At 39.4% G+C, this 12,930-nt stretch carries 3 protein-coding genes; all 3 read left to right on the forward strand.

What is annotated here, in order from left to right; translation table 11 throughout:
- Positions 1 to 3,243: DUF1542 domain-containing protein (locus H3T48_RS08690; RefSeq protein ID WP_198189181.1), on the forward strand; the 3,243-nt coding region annotated here is incomplete at its 5' end.
- 548 nt (positions 3,244 to 3,791) lie between these two features.
- Positions 3,792 to 10,655: a DUF1542 domain-containing protein gene (locus tag H3T48_RS08695; protein ID WP_198189182.1), complete on the forward strand. Its 6,864-nt coding sequence runs from the start codon at positions 3,792 to 3,794 to the stop codon at positions 10,653 to 10,655.
- Positions 10,656 to 11,216: 561 nt separating this feature from the next.
- A partial coding sequence (locus H3T48_RS08700; protein WP_198189183.1) for a pectate lyase-like adhesive domain-containing protein occupies positions 11,217 to 12,930 on the forward strand: 1,714 nt, incomplete at its 3' end.

The following is a 12,930-nucleotide window of genomic DNA, read 5'->3' on the forward strand; positions in this document are numbered from 1 at the left end:
GATAACGCTGTAGCAGAAGCCAATGCCGCAATTGATGCCGCAACCACGCCAGATGAAATTGCCAAGGCAGTAGCAGATGGTAAGGCTAAGATTAATGCCGCATATAAACCAGGTAAGGACTTAACAGAGCAAAAGGCAGACTCTAACAAGGAAATTGATAAGACTGCCAACGATGTTAAGGACAAGATTGATGCCGACAAGAACCTAACAACTGATGAAAAGAACAAGCAGAAACAGGATGTCGACAAGGCAGCTTCAGAAGCTAAAGATGCCATTGATAAGGCAAAGACTCCAGATGAGGTTGCTAAGGCAGAGCAAGATGGTAAGGACAAGATTAATGGTGCTTACCAACCAGGCAAGGACTTAACAGAACAAAAGACAGACGCTAACAAGGAAATTGATAAGACTGCTAACGATGTTAAGGACAAGATTGATGCCGACAAGAATCTGACGACTGATGAAAAGAACAAGCAGAAACAGGATGTCGACAAGGCAGCTTCAGAAGCTAAAGATGCGATTAACGCAGCAACAACACCAGATGAGGTTGCTAAGGCAGAGCAAGATGGTAAAGACAAGATCAATGGTGCTTACCAACCAGGCAAGGACTTAACAGAGCAAAAGGCAGACGCTAACAAGGAAATAGATAAGACTGCTAGCGACGTTAAGGACAAGATTGATGCCGACAAGAACCTAACAACTGATGAAAAGAACAAGCAGAAACAGGATGTCGACAAGGCAGCTTCAGAAGCTAAAGATGCCATTGATAAGGCAAAGACCCCAGATGAGGTTGCTAAGGCAGAGCAAGATGGTAAAGATAAGATCAATGGTGCTTACCAACCAGGTAAAGAATTAACAGAGCAAAAGGCAGACGCTAACAAGGAAATTGATAAGACTGCCAACGATGTTAAGGACAAGATTGATGCCGACAAGAACCTAACAACTGATGAAAAGAACAAGCAGAAACAGGATGTCGACAAGGCAGCTTCAGAAGCTAAAGATGCCATTGATAAGGCAAAGACCCCAGATGAGGTTGCTAAGGCAGAGCAAGATGGTAAGGACAAGATCAATGGTGCTTATAAACCAGGTGCTGAGTTAGCCGGCCAAAGAACTGACGCTAAGTACCAGATTGATGATGAGGCTGAATTAGTTAAAGGTCAAATTGCTCACGATGCTTCATTGGATAACAAAGCAAAAGCTGAACAAACTGCAGCTGTTGATGCAGCTGCAACAACAGCTAAGAATCGGATTGATGCTGCTGGTTCAGCTGAAAGTATTCAAAAAGAAGTTGTTAGTGGTATTAAGATAATTGATTCTAAATATGTTACTAATCCAATTACATTAGCTGAGCAAAAGAAATATGCTCAACAACTGATTAATGATGAAGTTGCTATTGTTAAAGAGTTAATCAATAATGATTCAACTCTTAACGATACAGTTAAGGCACAACAGTCTAGAGAAGTTGATACTCAAGCGCAAAAAGCAATTGACAAGATTTCAGCAGCAGCTGATGCTCAAGGTGTTAAGGATGAATACGAATCAGGAATCAATGCAATTCATGCTCAGCACGTAGCAGGAATTAATCTGGAAGATTCGAAGTCGGCAGCTAAATCTGACCTTGACCAAGAAGCAAATACGATTAAGAAGGCAATAGCTAATGATGCTTACTTAACTGAAGAAGAAAAGGCTGTTCAAACTGCTAGAGTTGAATTTGAAACTGAGAAGGCTCAAAATGCAATTGATCGTGCAGAAGCAGTTCAAGAAGTTAAGGAACTAAGAGATGCTGCAATTCCTGTAATTAATGCACAATATATACCTGGAGTTAAGGGTAATGATTCTGGCTCAAATGGTTCCGGTTCGAACGGCTCAGAATCAAATGGTTCAGGCTCAAATAGTTCAGACTCCAATGGTTCCGGTTCGAACGGCTCAGAATCAAATGGTTCAGGCTCAAATAGTTCAGACTCGAACGGTTCCGGCTCCAATGGTTCAGGTTCGAACGGCTCAGAATCAAATGGTTCAGATGCAAATAGTTCCGACTCCAATGGCTCAGACTCCAATGGTTCAGGTTCGAACGGCTCAGAATCAAATGGTTCAGACTCAAACGGTTCAGGTTCGAACGGCTCAGATGCAAATGGTTCAGGCTCAAATGGCTCTGACTCCAATGGCTCAGGCTCAAACGGTTCAGATTCAAATGGTTCCGGTTCCAACGGCTCAGGCTCAAACGGTTCAGGTTCCAACGGTTCTGACTCTAATGGCTCAAACAATAGCGGTTCTGGTAACAACAGTTCTAGTTCAAATGGAACTGGTACTGGAAACGGTGGCTCTAGCAACACTGGTTCCGGCTCGAACAATACAGGAAACACTTCAAATGTTTCAGGCTCAAACGGCTCAGGCTCAAATGGTTCAAGTAGTAATGGCTCAGGATCAAACGGTTCAGACACAGCTTCAGGTACAGCTGCAGAAACTGCAGGAGTAGACACAACTAAGGCTGCTGACAGAAAGCTGACTCACAATGCCTACTTCTACAACAAGGATGGCAAGCGTGCTAACTTGTTAGTGGCTAAGAAGGGTTCAACTATAACAACATACGGTACACAAACAATTGGTAATCGTGAATTTTACGAAACTAAGAATGGTTTGTTTGTTGCAGTGAACAACTTCAGAGCGCAAAAGCGGACTTTGAAGAAGAACGCATTTGTATACAAGAAGGACGGCACACGTGTTGGCGGTAAGGTACTGAAGAAGAACAGTAAAGTAGCTACATACGGAGATCCAATAGTAATTCGCGGCAAGTCATACTTCATTATTGACAACAACCGCTACGTAAAGGCAGCAAACTTCGGTGCCGTAACACTAGAAGCAAATAATGTACCTGCAGATGGAGTAACTGCAAATGCTGTATTAGGCCACGATGCCTATGTGTACAACAGTGAAGGTCAACAGGTTAACAACATAGTCTTGAAGGCAGATTCTGAAATTACAACTGGTGAAACTAAGACAATTAATGGTCGTCAGTTTATCCAGATTGGTAAGGACGAATATGTTGACAGTGATAACGTAACGGGGACAGCTCGTACACTAACAGCTAAGGCATATGTTTACAGCCAATACGGTAATCGAATTGGAAAGACTGCGATGAATGCAGGTGAAACAGTTCAGACTTATGGAGACGTTGTAGTTATTAAGGGTAAGACATATTACTCAATTGGAAACAAGCAATTTGTAAAGCAAACTGCATTTGAGTAAAAAACTAGTTATTTAAAAGATAATAGCTAGACAGACAAAGTAAAGAAGCACCTATCTAATTAATGATAGGTGCTTTTTTGTACGTTAATTATAGCTTTGAAAAATTGTATTATTGAAGATTTAATAAAACATATATAAGAATATAAAATAACAAGTGGCCAGAAGTAAAAAGAACGTTATTTAAAAGTGAATATTTATGTACATTTATAACTAACGATTAAAGTAATGCTTCTGGTGGATGTGACTTAAAAATCCGAACAGCTGAAAAGTGTAATTTTTGCAGTAATTCAAATAGTTATCAGATTGTCATTGATTTATACTGATGATAGCTTTAGGAATTGAGGCAAGCTATATACTTAGTTAATGTTAGATTAGTTATTTTAAAATCGCACAATCTCCTACAATTGTGTTATTTTAAATTCTATAATTACATATAAAAATAATACAAAAATACCTTTATATTTAATGATCAAAATGGTACGATTTATCTTGTATATATAATAAAGTAAAAAGTAATTTAATGAAAAATAATGGTTGAGAGGGAGTCAATGAAAAGTACTAATAAATTCAATCCGACTGAAGAAGTTAAGAATACCAATTATAAAATGCACAAGGGTAAGAAGGGCTGGTTAGTCAGCTACTCACTTTTGTCATTTGTATTGGGTGGAGTCTACATGAACAGTGTAGCAACTACTCCTGTTAAGGCTGCTGAAGTTGAGGCTCAAAGTAGTGCTAAAACTGCTGATAAAGAGGTGCAGAATGAAGTTGATGAACAGTCATTATCGGCTGCACAACAGAATGCCGCTACTGTTCTAGACAATAAGGCTAATAGTGTTAAAGCTGATATCAATAATGACCAAAAGCTTTCAGCAGATGACAAAGCTGCTCAAATTGCAACAGTTGATAATATTGTAAATGATGCAAAAGCCAAGGTTGATGAAGCAACTGATCTTGTAAGTGTTAAAGATATACAAGATACTGCAATTACAAATATTTCTGCGTGTTATCAATCAGGAAATACTAAGTATGAATCTGTAACTGAACCAATTCACAAGACAACGGAGAAAATTCCGTTAATTGATAAATCACAAAAGCCAATCTCAAAAAAGGTAACAGTATCAACTTATAAAGGTCTTAGCTCATTCTTTAAGACTGTAACAAACTCTGAGGAAAGTAATCAAGCCAAAGTAGCTCCAGCTACTAAAGATTCAAAGAAGTCATCTGTTTCCACTAATGCTGAAGAAAACACTTCCTTAGTTGCTACTAATTCGACAACAAGTGAAATTGAATCAGCTAAATTGGCTGGTGTGGCCACTAGAGAAGATGAACCAGCAACTACTAACGAAGCATCTGTTGCTGGCGATAAAGATGAAAGTCGTCCTGCTTTTAATGATCTTCTAGGTCAAGCGAGTGGTAAGACTGAAACTTCAGTTGATGTTGCGGTGCCAAAGCAAGTAACTGATCCAGATAAATCTATGCCAGCAGATGTTGCAACTCTTGCGCAGTTAGCTGCAGCTTGGAATAATCCGGCAATTACTTATGTTAATATTACTGCTGATTTAGCTGCTGACCCTAATGCTATTTTTAAAGCCCGTGCAGCTGGTGCCAGCATAGTAATCAATGGTAATGGTCACACTGTTGACATGGGAAGTCAAAAATTTGAATATGCTACTACCGCAAGATCCTCAGATACTTACCTAACACTTACTAATACAAACTACAAACAAGGGTTTGGTGGAAGCTTGCAGAGCCAAACTAGTGCACTTGTATATGTTGGAGGTGCGACTGGTGGTAACCACTTAGGTGTTAATATAGATAATATTAAATTGACAACAGATGATAGGCCAAACTACTATGCAATTCGTGGAATCATGGCCACTGGCTCTAAAGTTACATTCTCTGGAAACAATGTCTTTATTATCGCCAATGAAATTGTTCGTGGTGCAGGAAGTATTTTTATTGCTAACGACAGTTCGATTATTATGGAAAGAACAGAGGGAGCAGTACCAGGAGATGGTTCTGATGATCCTGACGATCCAAATGGATCTGGTACTTCCAGTGACGGAAAAGATGCTCAAAGTGCTGAATTTGCATTTAGTAGATTAGCTGCAGCTGGGACTATTGGTGAGGGTAACCAATTTGTAATGGGAGACCGTTCTTCTAATACGGCAGTTACTCTTAAGGGGGTAGCTTCGAAGCTTCCAGCATTGTCGCAACTACTTAAAAGTGTGCGAGTAGGTGATGATGTTACTTGGAGTCAGAAGGGTTTTCCAGCCTTTATTCAAGCACCTACTGCTACGGCTTACAAGGATGCCACTTTTGTATTTGGTCAAAACTTCAAATTAGATTCACCAGAAACTACGGGTGCTGGAGCAATTAAGTTAAGCAGAAATCAGTCAATGGTCTTTAACGCCGGGACTGTGATGGACATTAATCAAGTTAGTGCTAGAGATGGAGGAGTTATTGTACTTGATGGTACATCAAGTTTAACTTTCATTTCACCAAAGCAATTACATTTGTCTGTTGGTACAGATACGTCAGCAACTGCCACTAAAAAAGGAATTATTTCGTCTACTACAGCAAAGGGTGGTACTTTTAAGATTAATAACTCAAGTATCAGGACTTGGGACGGTTTAAACTCATCTACTAGTATGCCTGCCGGTCAATACACTGGTAAGTTTAAGAACATGACTGTCTTGAATGGTGTAACAACAGTATCAACATCGCCTGGTACAACAGTTGACCCTAATATTGTGACTAAGACAACACGTGAATTGCAAACAGATGCAATTACACCTGGTAAGGTTAAGATTCAATATATTGACCAATCAGGTAAGCAAGTTGGCCAAGACTATGAACTACCATTTGGCACTAAGGGTACGCCATATGAAGATACTTATATTGGTGAACAAATTCCATTAGTTAGTCAAGATATTGTTAACCATATTCCAGCTGGCTACATGTGGGCCTTAGACAAGCAAATTTATGCTGGTGCTAAGACTGACAAGCAAAGTGGTGGTGCAGGACTAGGCGATAAAGGTGACGCTGATGGTCAGGCTAACTTAGCTTACGTTCCAATGGATGATACTTCATACACTTACAAGGTTTATGTTTACGGTGCTAAACAAAATGTAACCTATAAGTATGTAGATGTTAACCACCCAGATAAGGCTTTAGTACCAAAGAATGTAGTTGGAACAGAAGCAGATAATGGCTTAGTTACCGCAAACTATGGTAATACGATTGATTGGACAAACAAGTACTATACAGAAACTAATGTGCCAGCAGGCTATCACTATAAGACTGATGCAGCTAACCAACCTGCAACAACGGTAGTTTCAGAAACTAATCCAACAGTCGTACTGTACGTTGAGGGTGACGAACAAGAGATTGTTCCTACATACCTTGACAGTACAGGAAACGCTTTGGCACCTACCGATCCAATTGTAATTAAGGGTAGAACTGGAGACATTATCACTATTCCAGAAGGACCTCAAGTACCGGGTTTGATAGCAACTGGTGCTATTTTAAACGGTACCCCAGTTGCTATTGGAACGACTTTTGAGATGCCAAGTCAAAAGGACTTGCCAGCAGAGCAAAAGTATACTTTGGTTTACAAATACGGTAACGCTGAAAATCTAAAGCAACCAGCTAGAGATACTGTTAAGAGTGCAGCAGAAATTGCTAAGACTACAATTGATTTAGATAAGACTTTAACAACTGTAGAGAAAAATAAGCAAAAAGATCAAGTAGATACAATTTTAGTTGATGCACTTACTCAAATTAACGCTGCAACTACGCAAAAAGGTGTTAATGATGCTAGGGACACTGGCTGTGACCAAATTGATAAAGTTCACCAGAGCGGTGACAGTCTTGAAAAGCAAAGAGCAGCTGCAATAGAAGCAATTAAGCAACATGCCTCCGGTGTTAAGGATGCGATTGATCAAGACACTACTTTAGCCGCTGACGAAAAGGCAGAGCAAAAGCAAAATGTTGACCAAGTCACAACAGATATTATTACCGATATTAATAACGAAGATAAGTCCTCAAATGCTGACAACATTAATCAACTAGTTACTGACGGTAAAGCAAAATTGGATGCTGAGCATAAATCACATAAGAGTGGTTTAGAGGGCTTGAAAGATGCTGGTAAGAAAGAAATCAATGACCATGCTGCAATCGTTAAGGATGCGATTGATAAGGATACCAGCTTATCTGCTGATGAAAAGGCACAGCAAAAGCAAAATGTTGATCGTGTAGCTGCTGAAATCAACGCAGAAATTGATATGGCAACAGATGCCGACAGCATTAATAAGTTGGTTACTGAAGGCAAACCAAAACTAGACGCTGAACATAAGCCAAACAAGAGTGGTTTAGACGGCTTGAAAGATGCAGGTAAGAAAGAAATCAACGATCATGCTGCAATCGTTAAGGATGCAATTGATAAAGATGTAACTCTAACTGCCGACGAAAAGACACAGCAAAAGCAAAATGTTGATCGGGTAGCCGCTGAAATCAACGCAGAAATTGATAAGGCAGGAGATGCCGATAGCATTAACAAGTTGGTTACTGAAGGTAAACCAAAACTAGACGCTGAACACAAGCCACATAAGAATGGTTTAGATGGAGTGAAAGCAGATGGTAAGAAGGAAATCAACGACCATGCTGCAGTTGTTAAGGATGCGATTGACAAGGACGCTAGTTTATCTGATGCTGAAAAGACACAGCAAAAGCAAAATGTTGATCGGGTAGCCGCTGAAATTAACGCTGAAATCGATAAAGCAACAGATGCCGACAGTATTAACAAGTTGGTTACTGAAGGTAAACCAAAACTAGACGCTGAACATAAACCGAATAAGACAAGCTTAAATGATCTCAAAGAAGACGGTAAGAAGGAAATCAATGATCACGCTACGATTGTTAAGGATGCAATTGACAAGGATGTAACTTTAACTGCCGACGAAAAGACACAGCAAAAGCAAAATGTTGATCGTGTAGCCGCTGAGATTAACGCTGAAATCGATAAAGCAACAGATAACGACAGTATTAACAAGTTGGTCACTGAAGGTAAGCCAAAACTAGATGCTGAACATAAGCCAGGCAAGGCTCTAAATGACCAAAAGGATAATGCAAAGCAAAATATTGATCAGATAGCTGCTACAATTAAAGATAAGATTGATGCTGACAAGAATCTGACTCCTGACGAAAAGAATAAGCAAAAGCAAGATGCTGATAAGGCTGCTTCGGATGCTAAAGATGCTATCGACAAGGCTAAAGACGCTGATGAAGTTAACAAGGCAACTGAAGACGGTAAGAACAAGATTGAAGCTGCATATAAACCAGGTACTGATTTATCAGGTCAAAGAGCAGATGCTAAGAATAGAATTGATGATGAAGCTGAATTAGTTAAAGGCCAAATTGCTCACGATGTTTCATTGGATAACAAAGCAAAAGCTGAACAAACTGCAGCTGTTGATGCAGCTGCAACAACAGCTAAGAACAGAATTGACTCAGTAAGTTCTTCTGAGAGTATTCAAAAAGCGGTTGATAGTGGCATCAAGATAATTGATTCTAAATACGTTACGAATTCAATGTCACTGGCTGAGCAAAAGAAATATGCTCAACAACTAATTAATGATGAAGCTGCTATTGTTAAAGAGTTAATCAATAATGATTCAACTCTTAATGATACAGTTAAGGCACAACAGGCTAGAGCAGTTGACACTCAAGCGCAAAAAGCAATTAATAAAATTGAAGCGGCAGCTGATGCTCAAGGCGTTAAGGATGAATACGAAACAGGAATCAATGCAATTCATGCTCAGCACGTAGCAGGAACTAATCTAGAAGAGCAAAAGGCGGCGGCTAAAGCAGATCTTGACCAAGAAGCAAATACTGTTAAGAAGGCAATAGCTAATGATCTGTACTTGACTGAAGAAGAAAAAGCAAACCAAACTGCTGCAGTCGAACATGAAACTGAAAAGGCTCAAAATGCAATTGATCGTGCAGAAACAATTCAAGAAGTTAAGAGCTTAAGAGATACTGCAATCCATGTAATTGATACACAATATGTACCTGGTGTTAAGGGTAATGGTTCAGGTTCGAACGGCTCAGACTCCAACGGTTCAGATGCAAATGGTTCAGATTCCAACGGCTCAGAATCAAATGGTTCCGGTTCGAATGGCTCAGGATCAAACGGTTCAGATGCAAATAGTTCCGACTCCAATGGCTCAGACTCCAATGGTTCTGGTTCGAACGGCTCAGAATCCAATGGCTCTGACTCCAACGGTTCCGGTTCGAACGGCTCAGATGCCAACGGTTCTGGTTCGAATGGTTCAGACTCGAACGGCTCAGATGCAAACGGTTCTGGTTCGAATGGCTCAGGCTCCAACGGTTCAGGTTCCAACGGTTCTGACTCTAATGGCTCAAACAATAGCGGTTCTGGTAACAACAGTTCTAGTTCAAATGGAACTGGTACTGGAAACGGTGGCTCTAGCAACACTGGTTCCGGCTCGAACAATACAGGAAACACTTCAAATGGTTCAGGCTCAAACGGCTCGGGCTCAAATGGTTCAAGTAGTAATGGCTCAGGATCAAACGGTTCAGACACAGCTTCAGGTACAGCTGCAGAAACTGCAGGAGTAGACACAACTAAGGCTGCTGACAGAAAGCTGACTCACAATGCCTACTTCTACAACAAGGATGGCAAGCGTGCTAACTTGTTAGTGGCTAAGAAGGGTTCAACTATAACAACATACGGTACACAGACAATTGGTAATCGTGAATTTTACGAAACTAAGAATGGTTTGTTTGTTGCAGTGAACAACTTCAGAGCGCAAAAGCGGACATTGAAGAAGAACGCATTTGTATACAAGAAGGACGGCACACGTGTTGGCGGTAAGGTACTGAAGAAGAACAGTAAAGTAGCTACATACGGAGATCCAATAGTAATTCGCGGCAAGTCATACTTCATTATTGACAACAACCGCTACGTAAAGGCGGCGAACTTCGGTGCCGTAACACTAGAAGCAAATAATGTACCTGCAGACGGAGTAACTGCAAATGCTGTATTAGGCCACGATGCCTATGTGTACAACAGTGAAGGTCAACAGGTTAACAACATAGTCTTGAAGGCAGATTCTGAAATTACAACTGGTGAAACTAAGACAATTAATGGTCGTCAGTTTATCCAGATTGGTAATGACGAATATGTTGACAGTGATAACGTAACGGGGACAGCTCGTACACTAACAGCTAAGGCATATGTTTACAGCCAATACGGTAATCGAATTGGAAAGACTGCGATGAATGCAGGTGAAACAGTTCAGACTTATGGAGACGTTGTAGTTATTAAGGGTAAGACATATTACTCAATTGGAAACAAGCAATTTGTAAAGCAAACTGCATTTGAGTAAAAAACTAGTTATTTAAAAGATAATAGCTAGACAGACAAAGTAAAGAAGCACCTATCTAATTAATGATAGGTGTTTCTTTTTTTGTGTTGATTTTGTTATTGTTTATTTTGTATTAACCAAGACCTATCATTTATGGTCTATCAATCATAAAGTGGTAGTAATATTGAAAACTAAGATAGTGCATTAGATCTAAAAAATAATAATTCTGTTATCATTTGATATTTATTTATATATAGCTGTCATGAATAAATAAAGTAATGATTGGCATTGAGTATTATTTTAAATGATGTTCAGTAGTTGCTGTAATATTTTTACGAAAAGTTTAGTCCTGATTGCCACGCTGGTTTAGGAGAGTAATACTTTGGTATTTATAGCGAATATTACTTTTAGTTATCTCTTATAGAGTTATTTTATAATTAATGGGGAATTGATAAAGTCTGTTATTTTTAAATGTGTAATTGCATATAAAAATAATACAAAAACACCTTTATATTTATTAGTTAAAATGTTACGATTTAAGTTATATATATAAAGTTAAAGTAATTGTTAGAGAGGGATTCAATGAAGAGTATTAATAAATCCAATCCGACTGAAGAAGTTAAGAATACCAATTATAGAATGCACAAGGGTAAGAAGGGCTGGCTAGTTAGCTATTCCCTTTTGACCTTTATGCTAGGAGGAGTGTTTGTTAACAGCATTTCTACTACACCGGTAAAAGCTTCTGAAATTGGTGATAAGGACAATTCAAGTGCTGGAGATGAAGATGCACAAAAGGAAGCTGACGAGCAGTCAATCACTCTTGCAAAGCAGAATGCTATTACTACATTAAGTAATGAAGCTAATAGTGTTAAGGACAAGATTAATGGTGACGTGAATTTGTCAGCTGGTAGTCAAGCTGCTCAAATTGCGATTGTTGACAGTCTAGTTAATGACGCAAAAACAAAAGTTAATGATGCAAATGATTTAGTAAGTATTAAGTCAGCGCTTGATAATGCTGTTTCCAATATTAAGAATAGTTACCAAGCTGGCAATGTTAAGCCAGTTAGTCTAGCTGGTAAGAAAAAAACAACAAAGTCAGTTACTAAGAAAAGACCAACTGTAGACAGGGCAACAACTCCTGCTACTGAAAAACTCAAGGTTTCAACTTATAGTGGTCTTAGCTCTTTCTTTAAAGCACCAGCAGCGCTTGAAAAGAAAGCTGAAGCTGAAACTGCGACAGCTGTTAAGAATAGCAGTACTGAAGAAAATGAGACATTAGTTGCTTCTTCACAGGCAACTATGGCAGCAACTGAGCCAGCTAAATTTGATTCAATTGCAACAAGAGATGACGCTCCTGCTGCTAACACAAATGAAGCATCTGTTGCTGGCGATAAAGATGAAGGGCGTCCCGCTTTTAATGATCTTCTAGGTCAAGCAAGTGGTAAGACTGAAACTTCTGTAAATGTTCCTGTGCCAACCCAAGTAACTAATCCAGACAAGTCAAGTTCTGTTGATGTTGCAACGCTTGCACAATTAGCTGCAGCTTGGAATAACGCAGCTGTTACTTACATAAACATTACTAGTGATATTACTTACGATGCTAGTGTGGTTCTTGATGCTCGTACTGCCGGTTCAAGTGTTGTAATTAATGGTAACGGACATACAGTTGACTTAGGTAATAAGTTTTTCCGTTATGCATCAACAGCTGCCTCACCTATTACCTACTTTACGTTGATTAATACTAACTATAGGCAAGGATTTACTGGAACAGATGGGACAAATAAAGCTCTTCTCTATATGGGGGGAGCCAATGATGGTAACCATTTAGCTATTAATGTCGATAATATTACTCTCAGTACATCTAGTACTTTAGGAGCTAACTATCATGCAATTCGTGGTTTTGTTGCAAGAGGCTCGAGAATAACATTTTCAGGCGCAAACAGATTTACGCTTGCCAATGAAGTTTATCAAGGAGCATCCGTATATATTGCTAATGATAGCTCGGTGATTATGGAAAGAACTCCTGGTGCAATATCAGATGATGATGATCCAGATACACCACCTGTTCCAGTAGACCCAACAGATCCAACTAGTGTATCTACTAATGGAGAATTCAATTTTAAAGCTAAGGCTGCTAAGGGTGCAGTGGGTGAAGGTAACCTATTCGTAATGGGTGATCGATCATCTAATAGGGCTGCAACGCTTGAAGGTAAGCCAGCTAATTACCCGGCTATAACTGGTTATGTTAATGGAATCAAAGTCGGAGATGATGTTTATTGGATGCAAGATGGTTTCC

Origin of the sequence: Lactobacillus sp. M0403, assembly GCF_016101265.1 — a bacterium.
Taxonomy (GTDB): Bacteria; Bacillota; Bacilli; order Lactobacillales; family Lactobacillaceae; genus Lactobacillus; species Lactobacillus apis.

Excerpts from the sequence above, each read along its gene's own strand:
- H3T48_RS08695 (WP_198189182.1), top strand. The coding sequence starts at position 3,792 with ATGAAAAGTACTAATAAATTCAATCCGACTGAAGAAGTTAAGAATACC.